The following is a 20,266-nucleotide window of genomic DNA, read 5'->3' as shown; positions in this document are numbered from 1 at the left end:
CCGCCAATCTTGTATGGTACATGTAACCGCGCGGCGAATACCCCTGTTGATCGCGCCGCGGATGAGCCGGCATGCAAGGAGCGGAAATGGCCAAGACTTATGCAATCGTGGGCACGGGCGGACGGGCCAGGATGTTCTACGAGGCCATTCTGGGACCCCACAAGGACAATTCCCGCATGGTCGCACTCTGCGACACCAACCAGACGCGCATGGACTATACCAACCGCGTCTTCGTCGAAGAACTCGGCGGCGAAGCCGTGCCGACCTATAAGGCCGAAGATTTCGAGCGCATGATCGCCGAAACCAAGCCGCAATATGTGATTGTCACTTCGGTCGACCGCACCCACCACAAATACATCATCCGCGCCATGGAGCTCGGCTGCGACGTCATCACCGAAAAGCCGATGACAGTCGACAAGGAAAAGTGCCAGGAGATTCTGGACGCCGTCGAGCGCACCGGACGCAATGTCCGCGTGACCTTCAACTACCGCTATGCCCCGCACAACTCGGCCCTGCGCGAGCTGATCGCCGAAGGCGCCATCGGCACGCCGACCTCGATCCACTTCGAATGGCTGCTCGATACGCGCCACGGCGCCGATTATTTCCGCCGCTGGCACCGCGACAAGCGCAATTCCGGTGGCCTGATGGTCCACAAGTCGACCCACCACTTCGACCTCGTCAATTTCTGGCTCGGTAGCCAGCCCGACACAGTCTTTGCCATGGGCGATCTCAAGTTTTACGGCCGCGCCAATGCCGAAGAACGCGGCGTTTTCACGCCCTATACCCGCACGACCGGCGTCGAAGCGGCCAAGGACGACAAGTTTGCCATCGATCTGACCGCGACCCCGACGCAGAAGGCGCTCTATTGGGACGCGGAGAAGGAAGACGGCTACCAGCGCGACCAGAACGTCTTTGGCGACGGCATTTCCATCGAAGACACAATGAATGTCATGGTCCGTTATCGCAACAAGGCGGTGATGACCTATTCGCTCTATGCCTATGCGCCCTGGGAAGGCTTCAACGTCGCCATCAACGGCACCGGTGGACGGCTCGAGCTGATGGTTCGCGAGACATCCTATATCAATGCCGGCTCGACCTCGACGGCAGAGGGCGCGGCCAAGGGCGTCGACCTCTACCACTTCCCGCTCCATGGCGAATCTCGAGTGGTTCACGTACCGGCCGGCGAAGGCGGCCATGGCGGCGGCGACAAGATCATGCTCGAAGAGATCTTCGGCAACGCGACGCCGCGCCCTGGCTATGGCGCCAACCATCGCGATGGTGCGCTCTCGATCCTGACCGGTATTGCGGCCAACCAGTCCTTTGCCACCGGCTTGCCGGTCGATGTGCGGACACTAGTCAAACTCTGACCAAAAAGCGGATCAAGGCTTGATCGACACGGCTGGGGGCCCGTTGGGAGGCGGGCCCCTTGCTTCCCTGCAGCGACGGCATGAGGAGGAGATCATGCGCAAGACATCAGAGCAATTGCGGTCCGCGCGCTGGTTTGCGCCTGACGACCTCCGGAGCTTTGGGCACCGCTCGCGCCTGATGCAGCTCGGCTATTCCGAGGCCGATTTCATGGGCAAGCCCGTGATCGGCATCCTCAACACTTGGTCCGAACTCAACGCCTGCCACAGCCACTTTCCCGAGCGTGTCGAAGCGGTGAAACGCGGCGTGCTCGCGGCAGGCGGGTTTCCGGTCGAGCTGCCGACGCTCTCGGTCGACGAGAGTTTTACCAAGCCGACATCGATGCTCTATCGCAATCTCCTTGCCATGGAGACCGAGGAAACCATCCGCTCGCACCCGCTCGACGGTGTGGTGCTGATGGGCGGTTGCGACAAGACCACGCCCGGCCTCGTCATGGGCGGGATCACCGCCAATGTGCCGATGATCTACCTGCCCGCTGGGCCGATGATGCGCGGCAATTATGCCGGCAAGACACTGGGCTCAGGCTCCGACGCCTGGAAATATTGGGACGAGCGCCGCGCCGGCAATGTTTCGGACGAGGAATGGCAAGGCCTTCAAGGCGGCATCGCACGCTCGGCGGGCGTCTGCATGACCATGGGCACGGCGTCGACCATGACCGCCATTGTCGATGCCATGGGCCTCACCCTGCCCGGCGCGTCATCCATCCCGGCGGTCGACTCAGCACACCAGCGCATGGCCGCCGATTGCGGGCGGCGCATTGTCGACATGGTCTGGGAGGACCTCGCGCCCAACCGTATCGTCACCGAAGCCTCGATACGCAATGGCGCCATTGTCGCCATGGCCACCGGCTGCTCGACCAATGCCGTGGTCCACATCATTGCCATGGCGCGCCGCGCCGGGGTCGACCTCGATCTCGACGATCTCGACGCGCTGGGACGGACGACACCCCTTCTCGCCAATGTCCGCCCGTCGGGCACCGGCTATCTGATGGAAGACTTTTATATTGCCGGTGGGATCAGGGGGCTGATGGCGCAGATTGCCGATCGCCTCCACCTCTCTTGCATCACCGCCAATGGCAAGTCGCTGGGCGAGAACCTTGATGGCGCCAAGGTCTATAATGATGACGTTATCCGGCCGCTATCGAACCCGGTCTATCACGAGGGCTCGCTTGCCGTGCTGCGCGGCAATCTTTGCCCGGATGGCGCGGTGATCAAACCCGCGGCCTGTGACCCGAAATATTATCAACATCAAGGCCCCGCGCTAGTCTTTGATTCCTACGCCGAGATGAAGGCGGCGATCGACGACGAAGATCTCGATGTCACGCCCGACCACGTCCTGGTGCTGCGCAATGCCGGTCCGCTCGGTGGCCCCGGCATGCCCGAATGGGGCATGCTGCCCATCCCCAAAGCCCTGATCAAGCAGGGCTTTCGCGACATGCTGCGCATTTCCGACGCACGCATGAGCGGCACCTCTTACGGCGCCTGCGTGTTGCATGTGGCGCCGGAGTCTTACGTCGGCGGTCCCCTGGCGCTGCTGCAGACCGGGGACATCGTCAAACTCGATCTCGAAAATCGCCGGCTCGACATGCTGGTTGCCGAAGACGAAATCGCGCGCCGCCGCGCCGCCTGGACGCCGCCGGAGCCCCGCTTTCAACGCGGCTGGGGCTGGATGTATTCCAAACACGTCACGCAGGCCGACAAGGGCTGCGACTTCGATTTCCTCGAGCGCGGGTTTGGGCCTGCGGCTGGGGAGCCGGATATTTATTGAGGGAATGCGGGGTCCTCGTGGTGAACACGATGCCCTCACGTCCACCGATTGTCATCCCCGCGCAGGCGGGGATCCATCTCGAGATCTCAGGATAAGCCCCGGCTCAAGGCCGGGGTGACATCGAGCGTAGGGCGCCACTGGAGCACAAGGAAAAGCGAATGCCACTCACTCTCGACCAGGCCCTGACCGGCATTTCCGGCATTCTTGTCACCCCCTATGACGACAAGGGCGACGTGGCGCCGCAAAAACTGGTGCCGATTGTTGATCGCGCACTTTCCGCGGGGCTTCATATGCCGGTGGTCAATGGCAATACCGGGGAGTTTTACGCGCTGACGACCGACGAGGCCTCGATCATGGTGCGCGAGGTCGTCGCGCTGGTTGATGGCCGGGCGCCTGTGCTCGCCGGCATTGGCCGCGGCATTCGCGATGCCACGGCGCTGGCCAAGACCTCCGCCGAAGCGGGCGCCACCGCGCTGATGATCCACCAGCCGCCCGATCCCTTTGTCTCCCCGCGTGGCGTCGTCGACTATATCAAGGCCGTTGCCGATGCCTCGGGCGGCTTGCCGATGATGCTCTATCTGCGCAACGACGCGATCGGCACCAAGGCCATTGCCGATCTCTGCGCTGTGCCGGGGGTCAAGGGCGTCAAATGGGCGACGCCCAATCCGCTCAAGCTGGCCGAAGCCAAGGCCGCTTGCGACCCCGTGATCGTCTGGGTCGGTGGGCTCGCCGAAGTCTGGGCACCTAGTTTTTATGCTGTCGGGGCGCGCGGATTTACCTCTGGCCTCATCAATGTCTGGCCCGAACGGTCGCTCGCCATTCACGCCGCGCTCGAGGCCGGAAATTATGCGGAGGCCAATGAGCTCGTTGCTGGCATGCGCGCGTTCGAAGATATCCGAGCCGAAGAAATGAACGGCACCAATGTCACCGGCGTCAAGGCCGCACTCAAGGCGCTCGGCCGCGATTGCGGCCCGACGCGGCCGCCTTCCGCCTGGCCGCTCACACCGGCGCAGCAGGGAAAGCTCGACGCGTTTATCGCCGCGAACCAGCTTCGCTGATTTTGCGGTTTTCTTGGATAGGCTGGGAGGGCTAGATAGCAAAAAACTATCGAGCCTTCCGGAGCTGCCATGACTGAAACCGCCCGCTATCCCAGCCTTGCCGGCATGCCGGTCGTCATTTCCGGCGGCGCCTCGGGGATCGGCGAGTCGCTTGTCCGCCTTTTTGCGGCGCAGGGGGCGAAGGTGGGCTTTGTCGATATCGCCGATGAGGCGGGCAAGGCCTTGGCCGAGGAACTAACCGCGGCCGGCCAGACTGTTCTCTTCACCCTCTGCGACGTCACCGACACCGAAGCCTATCAGGCCGTCATCGCCGGCTTTGCCGCCGCCCATGGGGATACGCTGGCGCTGATCAACAATGCCGCGAATGACCAGCGCCACGACTGGAGCGAGGTGACCCCCGCCTATTGGGACGAGCGCATGGCGGTCAATCTCAAGCACGCTTTCTTCGCCATCCAGGCCGTGGCGCCCGGCATGATCAAGGCTGGTCGCGGGTCGATCATCAACACCGGCTCGATCAGCTGGATGATCATGACCCCAAAGATCCCGGTCTATGAAACGGCCAAGGCTGCGACCCATGGGCTGACACGCTCAATGGCGCGCGAACTGGGCAAGAGCGGCATTCGCGTCAATACGCTCGTGCCCGGCTGGGTGATGACGGAGCGCCAGATTACCCATTGGCTCGATGCGAAGGGGGAGGCCGAAATCGAAGCCAACCAGCCGCTTGCTGGACGCGTCATGCCGGAGGATGTCGCGCGCATGGCGCTGTTCCTCGCGGCGGACGACAGCAAGATGATCTCGGCGCAGCAGTTCGTCGTGGATGGCGGCTGGGCGAATGCTTGAGGCATCTGCCCCTAGCCATCTAGTTCAGACGCTGACTTGAACAGATGACACCTCGATCTCGATGTCACCCCGGCCTTGAGCCGGGGCCCACCCTGAGATCTCAAGATGGATCCCCGCCTTCGCGGGGATGACAGCCGGTGGTGGTGAGACGACGCGAGTCCATCCAACGACGGGCGCCAAAAAATCAATCCAAAAACACCGTGACGCTATCCCCCCTGCCCTCGGCATCAACGACGGACAGCGTCACATAGCCCGGACCATCCGGCGTCCAGCTATCTTGCCTCCCGAATTGCGACCGCCCAAACGGCGCGCCGTTGGCAAAGAAGGTGAAGGGCGGGACGCCGTTTCGGACTTTTACGGTGAGCGGCGCTTGCGAGCCCGAGGCCAGGCCGAGATCGACATCGACGCCGTCGCCGGGAAAGGCGATTTCGGGCGAGGCGACGCGGGCGACGAGGTTTTCGTTCGGGTGACGGAAGCGGCGGAGCGGGGTTGGCAGCTCGGCGTTGGAAGCGGAAAGTACGCCAGGGGGCGCTTTCGGCAGCGGCGCCTTGCGACTGCCGAGGCGATCGAAGGCTTCGAACAGCACGGGTGCAGCGCCGGTAATCCCCGAAAGCCCGGGTACGGGCGCGCCATCGGGGCGGCCGACCCAGACGCCGATGACCGTCTTGCCATCAAAGCCGATGGCCCAGGCATCGCGATAGCCATAGGACGTGCCGGTCTTGTAGGCGATGCGGCCGGGGGAACCGTTGAGGGGCGGCGGCACGTCGGCCAGAATATCGGCCACGTACCAGGCCGAGACCGGATCGAGCACGGGCGCGGCCACCTGTCGCTCCGGGCGCGGGCCGATGCCATCGTAGAGCGAGACCGGCACGCCGCCATGGCCGATGGCGGCGTAGACGGAGACGAGATCGCGCAGCGTAATGCCGACGCCGCCAAGGCCCACGGCAAGACTCGGGGCCGTATCGACCGGCAGGCGCGGATCGGCATGGGCGCGGCGGAGACGCGAAACGAGTCGCGCCGGGCCGACGGCATCGAGCACGACGACGGCGGGGATATTGAGCGATTCCGTCAGCGCGTCGTGGATGGTCACGGTGCCGCGGCTAAAACCGTCGAAATTGACCGGCACATAGCCGCCGAATGCGGTGGGGCGATCTTCGATCAGGCTTTGGGGATGGGCAAGGCCGAGCTCGAAGGCGAGGCCATAGATCATGGGTTTAAGGGTCGAGCCGGGCGAGCGGATGGCCTGCGTCATATCAACGAAGCCCGCGCTTTGCTGATCGAACAGGCCTGCTGAACCGACGGAAGCGAGGACCTCGCCGGTCTCGATATCGGCGGCGACAATGGCGACTGAGACGCGCGGATCGATCAGCCTTGCCCGCGCTGCTGCAAGACGCTCCAGCGCATCCTGCAATTGCCGATCGAGCGTCAGCGCCACGGTGCGGGCTTCGGGTTGGGCTTTTGTGGCCTGCTCTGCCATATGCGCCGCGAGCATGGGGAATGCGCGGCGGGCTTCGGGGATGGGTTCGCGCTTGGCAGCCTCGGCCTCTTCTGCGGCGATCGTACCGGTGGTCACGAGCCGATCGAGCACCTTGTTACGGCTCGCGAGTGCGGCAACCAGGTCGCGATCGGGACGCCGCGCTTCGGGGGATTGCGGCAAGGCGACGAGCAACGCTGCCTCGGCTGTCGTCAGCCGCGTCGGCTCCTTGCCGAAGTAAGCGAGGCTCGCGGCGCGGATGCCCTCGATATTGCCACCATAGGGCGCAAGGGTCAGGTAGAGATCGAGGATTTCGTCCTTACTCAAGTTCGCTTCGAGCTGCTGAGCGTGGACCATCTGGCGCAGCTTGCCATAGGCATTGCGGGTCGGCTGACCTTCAACGAGCCGCGCGACCTGCATGGTGAGCGTCGAACCACCAGAGACGATTTTTCCGCCGGCCAAGACGAACTGCCCGGCCGCGCGCGCCATGGAGGACCATTCCACGCCTTCGTGGCGCGCGAAATTGCGGTCCTCATAGGCGAGCAGCATGTCGATGAAGCGCTTGTCGACATCGGCCTTGGTCGCGGGCAGGCGCCAGCGGCCGTCGGCGGTGGTGAAGGGCCGAAGGAGGAGCCCATTGCGGTCGGTGACGGCAACCGAGACCGGCATGAGGGCGACATCGGGCACAGGCGGCAGATTGGCCGAGATCGTCGTGACCCAGGAGGTGAGCTGGATCACAGAGGCGAGTACCAGCACAAAGAGCGAAAAGCCAAGCAGGGTCAGCCGCGCCACCCAGGGGCGCGGCCGTTTGGCTTTGTTATCTCCGTCCGCCTCGATCATGGACCGCTGGCGGTGATCTCGATGGCGCCGGCGGCGGTATTGGCGCGGAACTCGGGCCGATACATATCTTCCACCGTCGCGCCCGGCAGCACGAAGCTGCCCGGGGTCACCGCCCGCACGAGATAGGCAGTGGTGAAGGTGCCGGGATCGGACGAGTAGCGGAAGGCGGCGACATATTGGTCGGTCCGCGATTCCACATGGCTCGGCGCATCAAGGCTCAGCCAATTGAAGTCCGACGCACCATCGCCGGCCGACAGGCTCGGGTTCTCGATTTCGAACCCGGCCGGGAGCGGATCGGCGACGATATACTGGCCAGAGCCGAGATTATCCGGCCGCACGCGCAGCACGACGACGAGCCTGTCGTTCTGGCTGAGCGATCCGTCGGTCGGATCGACCTCGGTGCCATCGGGCAGGTAGTAGTCGCGGGTGATGGTGAAACCGTTCTCGCTCGCCTCGGGCGGGGTCGCGGGATATCCCGTGACAGTCACCTTGGCCTCGGTATCGGCTTCGCCATTATTGCCGATCTCGATCGGCGTGAAGCCAGTCTCTTCGAAGCGGCGATAGACCTGGCCCGTCAGCGCCTCGCCATTGAGGCTCACCGAGCCATCGGTGGTCGAAGCGCCAAGTGCTGCGGCGGCGAGCAGCGTCCAGCTATCTTCTTGGGTGGACGTATATGTGGTGCGGTCCCGCATCTTGGCGAGCTGGTTGGAGAGCGAGGTCAGGTCAACGCCCGAGGACTTGAACTCAGCCGCCAGCGCCAGGACGCCGGCCATGTCGCGCATGCGGCTGCCATAGTCGTCGCGATAGCGATTGGCGTTTTCGCGGGCGCTGAGGCTGTCAAGCGCGGCGGCAAAAGCCTCGCTCGCCCGGCTGGTATCGCCATAAAGGGCGAGTGCTGCACCGAGCTGTGCCTTGGCCAGCGGCGAACCGAAGGCGGAGAGGCGGGCTTCGAAATAGTAGCGAAGATCGCCCATCGCCACGCGTCCGGCGCGCGCCAGATCGTAGAGCGCATAGGCAATGGCTTCGCCGCCATTGTCGAAATCAGAGGCATAGGAGAGCTGGTTCGAGAGATTATCGAGCGCCATCCCGAGCGCCTGTTCGGGCACGGCATAGCCGGCCGCCTTGGCGCGGAGGAGGAAGTCGGTCACGAAACCATCGAGCCAGAAATCACCGCCATCGAATGGCCCCCAAAGTCCGAAGCCGCCGGCCGATGTCTGCTTGGCGAGAACGCTGGCAATGGCATCGGTGACGGTCTTGTTGAGCTTGTCGTCCTCGGCGACGCCGATCATGCGGGCGACATCGTTGAGGTAAAGGAGCGGCAAGGCACGGCTCGATGTCTGCTCGGCGCAGCCATAGGGGTAGCGATCGAGCGAGAGGAGGAGCCCCGGTACGTCGAGACGCGCGATGGGGCCGATGGCAAGGGTGACCGAGCCGGTATCGGCGAGGAAGCCCTCGAAGATATCGCGGCCGATTTCAGCGGTTTCGCCAGCCTTGATCGGCAGGAGACGGCTGGTGGTCACCGGCGCAGAGGTCGGCCGGACGCCAAGGAGCAGGTCCTTGGTCTGGACCGTGCCATCGGGCGCGGTGATGGTGAGCGCCACCGGCCAATCGCCGATTTGCATGCCATTGAGGCTCAAATCGAGCGAGGTGCGTGCTTCCTTGTCGAGGGTGACATCCTGCTCTTCGGACGAGACCGAAATCCCCTCCCCGCTTGAAAGCGCGAGCTTATAGGTGCCGGCTTCGCCGCTGACATTGTTGACCTCGACGAGAAGCCGCGCCTCATCGCCGACGCGGAGGAACCGCGGCGGGCTGAGGGTGACGACGACCGGATCGCGCACCAGCACATCGGCTGAGGCATGACCCACGGCGCTCGCCGTCCAGGCCATGGCCATGACCCGCACCGTGCCGGTGAAATCGGGCATGTTGAAGCTGACTTCGGCCGTACCGTCTTCGCCTACGGTGACAATGCCCGAATGGAGCGCCACGAGAACCGAAGTCGGCGGCGGCGTGCCCAAGCGCGAACCGCCACCATCGCCGCCCGAGCGCATCGCGCCGGCCAGACCCTGCGTCGGATCGATCAGCGAACCGTAGAGATCGCGGATATCCATGCCGAGTTGGCGCTGGCCGAAATAGTAGTCATCGGGCGCCGGCACTTTGAAATTGGTGAGGTTGAGAATGCCGAGATCGACGGCCGCCACGGCGACATAGGCCGTTTCGCCCGGTTGTACATTGGCGATTTTGACCTTGGTGGTGAAGGCTTCGCGCGGCAGGGTTTCGGTCGGCGTTTCAAGGCTGACATCGAGCTTGCGGTCGCCGGGCTCCACATCGGCGAAAGCGAGGCCAAGCGCGCGCGAGGGCATGCGCTTTTCGGCAGCGTCGGACGGGCGATAGAGGATCGCGGTCACATAGGCGCCGGGGCCCCATTCCTCGGTGACCGGCAGGCCGACAGTCGTGCCGCCTTCTGGCACATCAACGGCTTCCATGGCGATGACGCGATTGTCGATCACCATGACAAGCGCCTTGCCGGCAAATTGCGGATCGAGTTTCAGATTTGCCGTGTCGCCGACCTTATAGGCGTCCTTATCGAGGGCCACCTGCAGCGTGTCGGGCGTGTCCGAGCCGGCATCGGCGTAATAATAGCCGGCATAGAATTCGTAGCTCGACGAGGTGCCATCGCCCTCGACTTCAAGGCGATAGAGCCCCCAATCGACATTGGCGCCGACAGTCGCGGAGCCGCCATCGGTGGTTTCGGCGGTGCCATTGGCGATATCGCGGGCGGTGGTGATCCCTTCCCACTTCCAGGTGCTGCCATCGCGATACCATTGGTAATTGGTCTCGACCTTGGACAGCGTCCAGTTGAGATCGCTGGCCGCGACCTTCTCGCCTTCGGGCGAAACGGCGATCAGCTCAAACTGCGCCTGGCTGCCTTCCTGCAAACCAGAGGCATCATCGAAGACAGGCTTGATGCCAATGCGCACGCCATCGGCTTCGACAGCGCGGGTGATGCTGCGCTCGACCGTGCGGCCGCTGGTATCGACAAGGCGAAGAAGAATCTGGGCTTCGAGCGGCCGCGTCGTCACCTGCGCTTCGGGCAAGGTTACCTCGGCAACGGCATTGCCTGCATCATCGGTGACGCCGACGATGCCGAGCGGCTCGCGGGTAGTTTCGATGGTGTCGTCGAGCCGGCCGAAGGTGAAGCCGGGGAAATCCGGCAGGGTCGTGCGCGGGCTTAGGATCGCATCGGCTTCGATGGAAAGCCCAGGCGCTGTCGCACCATAGAGATACTTGGCCGCGATATCGATCGCATTGACTTCGCCGGCCTTGAACGGCCCATCGCCTTCCGGCTTGATTTCAAAGGCCAGACGCTCGGGTTCGAAGTCTTCGACAAGGAAGGTGGTTGTCGAGAGCGCATCGGCGTTCGGATCGGAATAAAGGCGCAGCGTCCACGAGCCGCGCATGGCCTCATCGGGCATGGGCAGAGCGGTGAAATAGCCGCCGGCGCCTTCGTCATTGAGCACCTGCGTGTCGGCCAAGACGCCATCGGGCCGCTCGATCTGCAGCGTCAACGGCAGTTTTGTAACCGCCTCGGCCTTGGCATCGCGCAGGAGTGCCGTGAGATAGACCGTCTCGCCGGGGCGATAGACGCCGCGCTCCGTGGTCATGAACGCATCGAGCGGGCCGGGCGACGGACGCCCTTCGACGCCGCGATCGGTCAAGTCGAAGGCGGGCTTCGAGAGATCGAGGAAGGCATAGTCGCCATCGGCGGTTTCCGCCACCAGCAATTGCGGCGCGCGGCCACCAGTGCCACGGGCGAGGCCCGGCGCAAAGACGGCGCGGCCATCGGCATCGGTTTTGGCTTCGCCAAGGATTTCATTGTTGACCGCAACGAGCCGGACAGTGGCATCGGCCACCGGCTCAGCAATATCGAGGCTGCGCACGAAGGCGTGGACGCCATCATCGCCGGCAATGGTGGTGAGGCCGAGATCGGTGACGATGAACCACTGCGTGGCCAGCTCGGTCCAGTATTCCTCATCGGTATCGCCCTTGATGCGGGCGGTGATGACATAGGCGCCAGCTTCCATCTGGCCGAGCGTGTCCGCCACTGGAATAGCAGTGGTGACGAGCGCGTTGGGTTCGCCCTGGGCGAGATCGACCTCGCCCTTCCAGACTTCCTCGCCAGTTCGGTCGGCGATTTCCTCGGCATTGTATTGGGCAAGATTGCCCTGGAAAATGCCATCGCGCACGGCAGTAGCGATCGAGCGGTCGCCGATCCGGTAGATCATGACTTCGGCGGTTTCGGCATTGACCGAGGTGATCGGCAGGCCGCCGCCAAGCCCGGCGGGCATGACATAGGCATTGTTGGCAAAGCCGACAAAGGGCGCGCGATCGGGCACATAGACGTTGAGATCGACGTCTTTGGCCAGTTCTTCGCCATCGGCGGATTTGAGGCCGGCGCGGACCTTGATGTCATAGCGGCTGCCATGCTGCACGCCTTCGACGCAGATCTGGCTGGTCTCGGTTTCGACCGACACCTGCGGCGCATTGGCCACCGAAACGAAGGCAGACAAGTCGGTGCTGCCGAGGGGATCGGAAAAGACCATGCAGATGCGCGGCGAGGCGGCTTCAGCGTCGACCACGTGATCGGTGATGCGGAAACCATGCTGGGCAACAACATCGTCGAGATGCGCTTCGATATCGGCATCAGGCACGAGCTTGACGGCCAAGCGGTAGGTCGCGATCGCTTCGCGCCACATCTCGCGATATTCAAGGCTATTGGCGAGTGCACGAAGGGCGGAAGCGCGGGTTTCGACTTCCGTGGCGCGCAGGAACGCGTTCATCGCCGCGTTGGAGCCGACATAAGAAAGATCGTAGCTATTGTCGCCCTCGCTCTGCCCGGCGACAGCATCGGCACGGCGGAGCGCGGCTTCGGCCAGCGCCTGCCAGACAGCGCCGTCATTGGGATTGATGGCGAGCGCCTGACGATAGGCGACCATGGCGGCGGGATAGTTTTCTTCGGTTGCGGCTTCATCGCCCGACGTGACGAGATCGCCATAGACAGCCTTCGGCGCAGGAGCGTCGGTGTCGGGAAGGCTAGTCGCGAAAGACTTGGCAGAGTCGATAATGTCCTGAGCGGGGAACGGCAATTCGGCCTGGCGTACCGCTTCGGTCACGGCGGGCGATGGTGAATGGCTCACGCGGCCGGAGGTGGCGCCAGTAAATTCGGCTTCGTCACCAAGGCCGCCCTTGAGGAAGCACCACTTGCTCTGCGCATTGAAGGTGAAGGCACGGCAGATATTGTCGTCGGTGCATGCCGCCTGACAGGTGGGCAGATCGGTATCTCTAATGATCTGATAATCGAAGCCCGGGAGATCGGTGTTCTCGATCAGCGTGACCTTGCTTTCGGCCGAGGCCGGCAAGGATGTTGCCAAAGCCAGCGCCAGAGCACCGAACACGAAACGAACCAGATGACGGCCAGAGATCATGCTGCCCTCCCACAAGCTGCACCGCCGAGATAAGGACCTTAACGGTAACAAGATTGCAAGAGGGCGCTGGCGGACCTCGGCCAATGATTGTGCTGGACTTTGCCGCACCGTCACAATTGCCTAAGTCTCGGAGCCCAATCATGATCGCCGGATTTGAGCGGCGCGGTGGCCTTACCCGGTGGCGCCGCCTTCGGTTTCGAAGCCACGGTGCTTGAGAAGGCCCCCGACATCGGGATCGCGGCCGCGGAAGAGGCGATAGGCCTCGGCATAATCGCGCGAACCGCCGGCCGAATAGACATAGCGGTAGAGCCGTTCGGCCGTCGCCGTATCGAAGGGATCGCTGACCTCCTCGAATGCGTCGAATCCGTCGGCATCGAGCACTTCGGACCAGAGATAGCTGTAATAGCCGGCCGCATAGCCATCACCGGAGAACAGGTGAAGGAAGTGGGTGCTGGCGTGGCGGAGGGCGATTTCGGCCGGCATGCCGATATCGGCGAGAGTCTCGGCTTCGAGCGCTACAATGTCGGGATTGTCGCCGAGCGGCTTGGAGTGGAGATCCATGTCGAGCAGCGCCGAGGAAACGAATTCGACGGTTTCAAAGCCTGAATTGGCCTTGCCCGCCGCCTTCAGCTTTTCGAGCAAGTCCGGTGGGATAGTCTCACCCGTACGATAGTGGACGAGCCGTTCAAGGACGGGTTTGGATTCCAGCCAGTGCTCGTAAATTTGCGAAGGCAGTTCGACGAAATCGCGCGCGACGCTGGTGCCGGAAATGCGTGGGAAGGTGACATCGGAAAGAAGGCCATGGAGCCCGTGGCCGAATTCGTGGAAAACGGTGCGGGCTTCATCCAGCGAAAGCAGAGCTGGTTGGCCGGCGGGCGGCTTCATGAAATTGCAGGTGTTGACGATGAGCGGCAGCACGTCGCCATCGAGCTTGGACTGCTTGCGGAACGACGTCATCCACGCGCCGCTGCGCTTGCCGGGGCGGGCAAAGAAATCGCCATAGAAGAGGCCAATGCTGCGCCCTGCCCGCTGGACTTCCCAGACGCGGACATCGTCATGATAGCCTTCGATATCGGGACGCAGCACGAAGCTGACGCCGAAGAGGCGCTCGGCCGTATAGAATGCGGCTTCGATGACTTTATCGAGTTCGAGATAGGGTTTGATGGCGGTTTCGTCGAAATCGTAGCGGGCAAGGCGCAGCTTTTCGGCGTAGTAGCGCCAGTCCCAAGCGGCGAGCTTGAAATCTCCGCCTTCGCTGTCAATCAAGTGCTGTAGCGCCTCCTTGTCCGCCAGCGCCCGTTCGCGTCCCGGCGCCCAAACGCGCTCCAGGAGATCACGCGCGGCCTTCGGCGTTTTTGCCATGCTGTCGGCGAGCTTGAATTCGGCATAGGTCGAATAGCCGAGAAGTTTAGCGAGCTCGGTGCGGAGGCCGAGGATTTCGGCGATGACGGCGTGGGTATCATTGGCATTGCCATTGGCGCCGCGCTTGACGAAGGCGCGCCAGACTTTTTCGCGCACCGATCGATCGCGCGCGAAATGCAGCACGGGCTCGACGCTCGACCGCGATGTCGTCACCGCATAGGGGGCGTTGAGTTTCCGGTCGCGCGCGGTTTCGGCAGCGGCGGCAAGGGCGGATTCGGGCAGCCCCTCTGCCTCGGCTTCGCTGAGCGCGAAGACCGTATCCTGCTCATCGGCCAGCACTTTTTGACCGAAGGTGGTGCCAAGGACGGCAAGGCGCTCGACGATATCGGCAAAGCGCTGGCGTTCGTCGGCCGAAAGCTGCGCGCCCGCGCGGACGAAATCGAGATGATAGCGCTCAAGGACGCGAAGGGCTTCGGGCGAGAGTCCCAGAGCATCGCGCTGCGTATAAAGTGCATCGACGCGGGCGAAGAGCTTTGGATTGAGGAAAATCGCGTTCCAGTGCCGGGCGAGGAGCGGCGCAACATCGCGCTCGACGGCCTGCAGAGCATCGTCGGCCTTGGCCGAAGTCAGTTGGGAAAAGACGAGATCGAGCCGATCGAGATTTTTGCCGCTCAGTTCGAGCGCGACAACCGTGTTTTCGAAGCTCGGCGCCTCGGCATTGTCGGCGATCGCAGCGATTTCGGCGGCATGTTCGGCGATGGCTGCATCATAGGCCGGGGCGAAATGCTCGGTCTTGATCGCGGAAAAGGGCGGCGCCTCAAAGGGCGTGGTCCAGGCTTCTAAAAAGGGATTGGTCATCGGCAAACTCCTTGGCTCAACAATGGGCTGGCAGATGCCCAGGAACAAGGGTTGGCTGATGAAAAAGGCGGCTCAAACCCGCAGCATGTGATTATCGAAGTGAAAATCGAAACTTTGGGTTGGACGCTCGGCCCCGGCAATACCGATCATGTCGCCCATGCCGCTGGTGGCGATGAAGCCCGCGCCATCGGCCGCGAGGCCGCAGCCGCTGCGGAGCGTTTCAACGACCGCGGGCTGCCTGCCCTCGGCATCGATCGCGACGAGCAGGTCGCCTTCGGGTGATGAAACACCGATCTTGCTGCCATCGGCGGAGACGGCAACGGAGCCCACATAATTGCGCAGGGAGAGGATGGTGTCGGCGGGCAGTTCGATGAGGCGAATGTCGCCATCCATAGTGGCGTAGCCAACGAGCTGGGGCGCATACGAAGGACTGCCCTTATATTGGCAGCCAAACCAGACGCGGCTACGAGCATCGATGGCCATGTGGCGGATGGAGAGTTGGTGGAGACCGGCATCGAGGCGCAACTGGCCGACTAGCCGGCCGTCGCGCCGGTCGATGAAGACGACGGATGGGTCCATGGTCTCGATATTGAGTTCGGCGCGGCCGAAATCGGGGTGGGTTTCAATGCCGCCATTGGCGACGACGAATGTGACGCCATCGGGCATCAGCAGCATTTCGTGGGGGCCCGTGCCATAGGTGGGGAATTCGCCAATGCGGCGATAGCCATTGGTCGCGTCATAGATGCCGACAACGCCTTGGGCGGCCTCATAATCGCTTTCGGTCGCGTAGAGCAGTTTGCCATCGGGCGAGAAGACGCCATGGCCGAAGAAGTGGCGGCCGTCGATGCTGGTCAGCGTTTGAGGTGCGGCTTGACCATCGGGATCAAAGACCACCGCGAACGTTCCGGGTTGGCGGGCGAAGATGACGCCCCTGCCCGCCTCGCGACTGATGGTGATGTCGTGGCCGCGATCCGGAAGATCCAGAGTAGAAATGATGTCGCCGCGCTCGCCCATCAGCACCGCGCCATAGGCGCCGGAAGCGGTCTGGATGGCGCTGGCAAAGACCAGATCATTGCGCTCGAGCGCGAAGGCCTGACGCGGCAGGAGGCTCGCGGCAAAGCCGGCGCCAGTCGCTTTGAGAAAGGCGCGGCGCTGCCACATGATCAGTCTCCGTCGAGCGAGGAAAAGCCGACGCTGAGGCCGAGCGTGGACGAGAGTTCCTCGCCGATCAGTTGCTGCAGGTCCTGCGTTGCAACGACGAGATCGCCAAGCGCCGCGGTTTGTGCGGGGTCGGCGAGCGCTGTGTCGATCGGATCGGTGACCCGATCAAGGGCGGCCTCGGCACGATCAAAGGCGTCGGTGACTTTGGCAGCGAGCGCACCATCCGAAACCATGCCCGAAAGTTCGACGAGTTGGCGCAAGCCGCTGACATTGGCGCGGAGCATGGGGATCGTCTGCTCTGAACGCCAGAACAGGGCGAGACGCGGATTGGGCTTGGCATCGTCCTTGGGCAAGAAGGGATTGATACGGGTATCGCGGACATTTTCGATCCCGTGCGCGACGACGCCGATCAGCGCCTCAAGCGCCTCCGTCGTATCGCGATAGTCGGTATTTGCCGGATCTGGCTGGGTAAGGCGCTTGGCGATGCCGTTCGGGTCACTCCAGCCGTCGGCAAGGGCAGCGGCAATCTGGGCAATGTTTTGCGCGATAGCCTTGCCATAACCACAACGCGCTTGGCCGGCGGCTGAGGCCAGGGCTTCCTGTCCGGTGCCGAAAAGGACGAATTCGAGAGCGCCGAAACCCTGAACGGCAACACTTTTGCCTGTCAGCTCTTCGAGCGACGGCGTTTCGGATGCGGCGAGCACGGCCTGCACCTGCTTTAGACCGATACTGCGCCGATCGGGCCAGAATAGCAGCCGATCGGCGCGATTGTCCTCCATCAGCGGGCCAAGGCGCAAAAACTCGACGCGACCATAGGCCGTGGCAGCGCCGCTAAAGGCGGTCTTTGCCTCGGCAAGCGTTTCGGCAGACGGAGTGGTGCAGAGCGTCATCACTGCCGACGAGAGCGTCTCGGCCTCGCGGGCAAAAGAATTCATCTGCGGGCGGACGAAATTGCTGACGCTCGAGCGCAGCACCTCGGAAGGCGTCGTCGTTTGAGCGGCAACCGGAGCCGAAAGCGCAAGGGCAAGAACCGCACCAAAAAGAATCCGCATCACATCGACTCCAGGAAGGTCACGAGATCGGCGCGCTCGTCCGCACTCATTGCCGCGAAGGCATCGCGCGAGGCTTGGGCTTCGCCGCCGTGCCAGAGAATGGCTTCGGTGAGGTCACGCGCGCGGCCATCGTGGAGGAAGAAGGTGTGCCCCGAAACCGTCTGCGTCAAGCCGATGCCCCAGAGCGGCGGCGTGCGCCATTCATAGCCATCGGCTTGGCCTTCCGGTCGATGATCGGCAAGGCCTTCGCCCATGTCGTGGAGGAGAAAATCGGAATAGGGCCAGATCAGCTGGAAGCGATGCGCTGGATTCTCGGCGGCCTTGCTGGTGACGAATTTGGGCACGTGGCAACTCGCGCACTCGGCGCTATAAAAGGCTTTCTTGCCGGCCAGCACCTTGGGATCGTCGACGTCGCGCCGCTCGGGGACACCGAGGGTCTGGGCATAAAAGGTAACGAGATCGAGGACCGGATCGGGCGCCTCGCTGACGCCGAGACGTGGCTGTTCGCCGGTCAGCATGGCAAGGCAGGCGGTCTGGAATTCGGTGCAATCGCCATGGGGCAGATTGACGAGCGGGGTCGAAATCCCGACGTCGCCGGCAAAGGCGGCCGCGGATTGACTGCGGATGGTCGCCATCCCCGCTTTCCAGCCGAAACGGCCTAGGGCAACGGTCTTGGTTTCGGGCGCAATGGTCCAGTTCGGTCGGCCGGAAATGCCATCGCCGTCGCGATCTTCGGGATCGGCATGGGCGAGGATGTCTTCGGCCGGAATCTGCTCGACGAGGCCAAGGCCGATCATGGGATTGGCGATGCGCGGCGAGAGGCGGACGTCAGCGGCGAGCGGCCCATAGGCAAGATCGGCAGCGGAATAGGTTGGCTGGCGAAGCGTGACGACGGTGCCATCGCCAAGGGTAACCGGCAGGTCCTTGTAGTCGATGACCATGCGGCCTTCGGCCTTGAGGCCCGGAACGGCAAAGTCCTGAAGCTGAGTTCCGTAGACAGGGTCGCCGACTTCACCGGCGATGACACCATCCATGGCAAGGCGCGTATCTGGCTCTTTCGGCGGCACCGAAAGGCGCAGAAACATTGAGACGTTTTCGGCCTGGCCGGGGAATGGCGGACGGCCGCGACCATCCTTGATGTGGCAGCTCTGGCAGCCGCGAGCGTTGAAGAGAGGGCCAAGGCCATCCGAGGCCTGCGTGGAGCTCGGCGAACTCACCCAGATCTTGCGAAAGAGCGCATTGCCGAGCTTGAACTGTTCTTCCTGCTCGAACGTGAGATTGGCCTGAAAATGGCTGAACGAGTCTGCGTTGACGGAAAAGCGGGTCGTTGCCTTGCCGGCAGGATTGGTTTCGAACTTTTCGGGCTTGGAGAAATCGGTCGCAGGTGCCGTAACGGCCGCCACACGGGCGAGGTCGTCGCCGGAAATATCCGTGCGCTGCGTCAGGTCATTGGCAAAGACGAGACCAGTGCCAAGGAGGGCAACGAGCGCGAATGTCAGGCGGATGTGCATGGAAAAGACCGAACTGAAACCTTCACACCGGTTGCCACCCCGGCTTCAAGCCGGGGCCTATCTTGAGATCTCAGGATGGATCCCGGCCTTCGCCGGGATGACAGCCGGTGGTTGAAGACTTATGCGAGATTTACTCGAACACGGCATCTGGATTTGAGAGCGAGTCGCTGTCTTCGATGGTCACATCCGCAAGATCGAGAAGCGCCACGGCGCGTTCGATGCCGCGGGTCTGGGCGATGAGCCCATCGATGGCGGCCTGAACGACGGCATTGCCTTCGGTATTCCCCTCGGCGATCTGCTGGTCATAGGCTTCGACGGTCTCGGCACGCTTGGCCATGACGTTCATCTTGGCGACGGTATCGGCCAGCAGATCCTTGATCTCAGTGTCGAGAGCGGCGTCCTTGTCGGCGATGACGGCCGAAATGGAGGGGCCTTCGACGACGGAGCCATCAACGCGCACATAGCGGCCGAGATAGACGTTCTGGATGCCGACGGCGTCTTCAAGATGGGACACGTGGGTATTGTCCGAGAAGCAATCGTGCTCTTCTTCCGGATCGTGCAGCAAGAGGCCGAGCTTCATACGTTCGCCGGCCAATTCGCCGAAGCTGAGCGAGCCCATGCCGGTGAGAATGGCGGAAAGACCACGCTCCGGCAGGGCCTTGCGGGCTGCGCCATCGGCCGTCCAGTTGCCGACCATTTCTTCGAGATCGCTGACGAGGAGGGTCGTTGCGGCCTTGAGATAGGCTCCGCGGCGATCGGCATGTTCGGCGGTCGAATAATCGGTATAGGGGCGATTGCCGGCGCCAGGGCCAGTGCCGTTGAGATCCTGCCCCCAAAGGAGAAACTCGATGGCGTGATAGCCGGTCGCGACATTGGACTCGACGCCAGCGGCTTCCTGCAATTCGTTCTGCAGGAGTTCGGGCGTGATATTGGTGGCGTCGACCTCGGTGCCGTCGATCGTGATCTTTGGGTTGGCGATGACATTGGCGACATAGAGCGCGTTGCTGTCGCTTTCGGTGCCGTAGCTGGCATCGACATAGTCGATCAGGCCTTCGTCGAGCGGCCAGGCGTTCACCTTGCCTTCCCATTCATCGACGATCGGATTGCCGAAACGGAAGGCTTCGGTCTGCTGATAGGGAATGCGGGCGGCTTTCCAGGCGGAGCGGGCAGCGGCCAGGGTCTCTTCGCTGGGCTTGGCGATCAGGGCATCGACGGCAGCCTCGAGCGCCTTGGCGGTGCTTAGCGCATCCTCATAGCCGGCAAGCGCGAGATCGGCATAGTTTTGCAGAACCGCTTCCTCGCTCGGCGCTTCGGCCATGACCGCAACCGGGGAAACCGACAGAGCCAGAACCAAGGCCAAACCGCGCAGCGAGCGCCTGCCAATCGAAAACATCGCGCCATTCTCCAATGAAAGCTGCAAAGGTGATTAGGCTCA

At 63.0% G+C, this 20,266-nt stretch carries 11 protein-coding genes; 4 read left to right on the top strand and 7 right to left on the bottom strand.

Annotation, left to right across the window (positions count from 1 at the left end):
* The first annotated feature begins 86 nt into the window (after positions 1-86).
* From ASG47_RS19450 to ASG47_RS19435, 4 genes are all read left to right on the top strand, one after another.
* A complete protein-coding gene (locus tag ASG47_RS19450) occupies positions 87-1,367 on the top strand; it encodes a Gfo/Idh/MocA family oxidoreductase (RefSeq protein ID WP_061911897.1) in 1,281 nt (426 codons plus the stop codon).
* Positions 1,368-1,461: 94 nt separating this feature from the next.
* Complete coding sequence (araD, locus tag ASG47_RS19445; protein WP_061911896.1) at positions 1,462-3,192, top strand: L-arabinonate dehydratase; 1,731 nt, start codon at positions 1,462-1,464, stop codon at positions 3,190-3,192.
* A gap of 158 nt (positions 3,193-3,350) precedes the next feature.
* A complete protein-coding gene (locus ASG47_RS19440; protein ID WP_061911895.1) occupies positions 3,351-4,250 on the top strand; it encodes a dihydrodipicolinate synthase family protein in 900 nt (299 codons plus the stop codon).
* Positions 4,251-4,319: 69 nt separating this feature from the next.
* Positions 4,320-5,090 (top strand): SDR family NAD(P)-dependent oxidoreductase, encoded by a 771-nt coding sequence (locus ASG47_RS19435; RefSeq protein WP_061911894.1) that lies wholly within the window; start codon positions 4,320-4,322, stop codon positions 5,088-5,090.
* A 184-nt stretch (positions 5,091-5,274) separates the two neighbouring features.
* Here the strand turns inward: ASG47_RS19435 and pbpC are convergent, their stop codons facing one another.
* The 7 genes from pbpC to ASG47_RS19400 form a co-directional block, all read right to left on the bottom strand.
* Positions 5,275-7,404, bottom strand: coding sequence for a penicillin-binding protein 1C (pbpC, locus tag ASG47_RS19430; RefSeq protein ID WP_082511866.1), 2,130 nt, complete (start codon positions 7,402-7,404; stop codon positions 5,275-5,277).
* Positions 7,401-12,887: an alpha-2-macroglobulin family protein gene (locus ASG47_RS19425; protein WP_061911893.1), complete on the bottom strand. Its 5,487-nt coding sequence runs from the start codon at positions 12,885-12,887 to the stop codon at positions 7,401-7,403. The genes pbpC and ASG47_RS19425 overlap by 4 nt, the downstream gene beginning before the upstream one ends.
* 171 nt (positions 12,888-13,058) lie before the next feature.
* Positions 13,059-15,107: a M3 family metallopeptidase gene (locus ASG47_RS19420; protein ID WP_061911892.1), complete on the bottom strand. Its 2,049-nt coding sequence runs from the start codon at positions 15,105-15,107 to the stop codon at positions 13,059-13,061.
* Positions 15,108-15,179: 72 nt separating this feature from the next.
* Entirely contained in the window at positions 15,180-16,268 is a 1,089-nt protein-coding gene (locus ASG47_RS19415) for a DUF1513 domain-containing protein (RefSeq protein WP_061911891.1), read from the bottom strand.
* A 2-nt stretch (positions 16,269-16,270) separates the two neighbouring features.
* Positions 16,271-17,320 (bottom strand): imelysin family protein, encoded by a 1,050-nt coding sequence (locus tag ASG47_RS19410; RefSeq protein ID WP_061911890.1) that lies wholly within the window; start codon positions 17,318-17,320, stop codon positions 16,271-16,273.
* Complete coding sequence (locus ASG47_RS19405) at positions 17,320-18,831, bottom strand: di-heme oxidoredictase family protein (protein WP_061911889.1); 1,512 nt, start codon at positions 18,829-18,831, stop codon at positions 17,320-17,322. The genes ASG47_RS19410 and ASG47_RS19405 overlap by 1 nt, the downstream gene beginning before the upstream one ends.
* A gap of 130 nt (positions 18,832-18,961) precedes the next feature.
* Entirely contained in the window at positions 18,962-20,215 is a 1,254-nt protein-coding gene (locus ASG47_RS19400; RefSeq protein WP_061911947.1) for an imelysin family protein, read from the bottom strand.
* Between the last annotated feature and the right edge of the window lie 51 nt (positions 20,216-20,266).

It is taken from the genome of Devosia sp. Leaf420, assembly GCF_001425445.1.
In the GTDB taxonomy this organism is placed as follows: Bacteria; Pseudomonadota; Alphaproteobacteria; order Rhizobiales; family Devosiaceae; genus Devosia.
The sequence above is the reverse complement of the archived record's forward strand: the minus strand, read 5'-3'. Positions and strand labels throughout refer to the sequence as shown.

What these genes read in the sequence shown, in the direction of transcription:
- ASG47_RS19450 (WP_061911897.1), top strand. Translation starts at nt 87, where the DNA reads ATGGCCAAGACTTATGCAATCGTGGGCACGGGCGGACGGGCCAGGATG.
- araD (WP_061911896.1), top strand. Translation starts at nt 1,462, where the DNA reads ATGCGCAAGACATCAGAGCAATTGCGGTCCGCGCGCTGGTTTGCGCCT.
- ASG47_RS19440 (WP_061911895.1), top strand. Translation starts at nt 3,351, where the DNA reads ATGCCACTCACTCTCGACCAGGCCCTGACCGGCATTTCCGGCATTCTT.
- ASG47_RS19435 (WP_061911894.1), top strand. Translation starts at nt 4,320, where the DNA reads ATGACTGAAACCGCCCGCTATCCCAGCCTTGCCGGCATGCCGGTCGTC.
- pbpC (WP_082511866.1), bottom strand. Translation starts at nt 7,404, where the DNA reads ATGATCGAGGCGGACGGAGATAACAAAGCCAAACGGCCGCGCCCCTGG.
- ASG47_RS19425 (WP_061911893.1), bottom strand. Translation starts at nt 12,887, where the DNA reads ATGATCTCTGGCCGTCATCTGGTTCGTTTCGTGTTCGGTGCTCTGGCG.
- ASG47_RS19420 (WP_061911892.1), bottom strand. Translation starts at nt 15,107, where the DNA reads ATGACCAATCCCTTTTTAGAAGCCTGGACCACGCCCTTTGAGGCGCCG.
- ASG47_RS19415 (WP_061911891.1), bottom strand. Translation starts at nt 16,268, where the DNA reads ATGTGGCAGCGCCGCGCCTTTCTCAAAGCGACTGGCGCCGGCTTTGCC.
- ASG47_RS19410 (WP_061911890.1), bottom strand. Translation starts at nt 17,320, where the DNA reads ATGCGGATTCTTTTTGGTGCGGTTCTTGCCCTTGCGCTTTCGGCTCCG.
- ASG47_RS19405 (WP_061911889.1), bottom strand. Translation starts at nt 18,831, where the DNA reads ATGCACATCCGCCTGACATTCGCGCTCGTTGCCCTCCTTGGCACTGGT.